The following is a 478-nucleotide window of genomic DNA, read 5'->3' as shown; positions in this document are numbered from 1 at the left end:
CTTTTACTACCGTAACCAGCCGGAGCAGGTGCGGCAGCTGGCGGATTTCGTCATCGCCCGTCACTGGCCGCAGCTGCAGGATCAGGCCGAGCGCTACCTGTTGTGGTTTACCGACGTGGTCGAACGCACGGCGCGCCTGATCGCCCATTGGCAAACCGTCGGTTTCGCGCACGGCGTGATGAACACCGACAACATGTCGATTCTCGGTATCACCATCGATTACGGCCCTTACGGTTTCCTTGACGACTACCAGCCCGGCTATATCTGCAACCATTCCGATCACCAGGGGCGTTACGCCTTCGACAATCAGCCGGCGGTGGCGTTGTGGAACCTGCATCGTCTGGCGCAGACCCTATCGGGGCTGATGACCACCGAACAGCTGCAGCAGGCGCTGGCGGCGTATGAGCCGGCGCTGATGCGCGCCTACGGCGAACAGATGCGCGCCAAACTCGGCTTCTTCACGCCGACGGCGCAGGAC

Annotated in this window: 1 protein-coding gene; it reads left to right on the top strand. The window is 62.1% G+C overall.

Annotated elements, in window-relative coordinates:
* Window positions 1-478, top strand: a 478-nt coding sequence (locus KHA85_RS20120; protein WP_213186649.1) for a protein adenylyltransferase SelO family protein, incomplete at both ends; no start/stop codon positions are given.

The sequence above is a fragment of the Dietzia massiliensis genome, assembly GCF_018390595.1.
GTDB lineage: Bacteria > Actinomycetota > Actinomycetes > Mycobacteriales > Mycobacteriaceae > Dietzia > Dietzia massiliensis.
The sequence above is the reverse complement of the archived record's forward strand: the minus strand, read 5'-3'. Positions and strand labels throughout refer to the sequence as shown.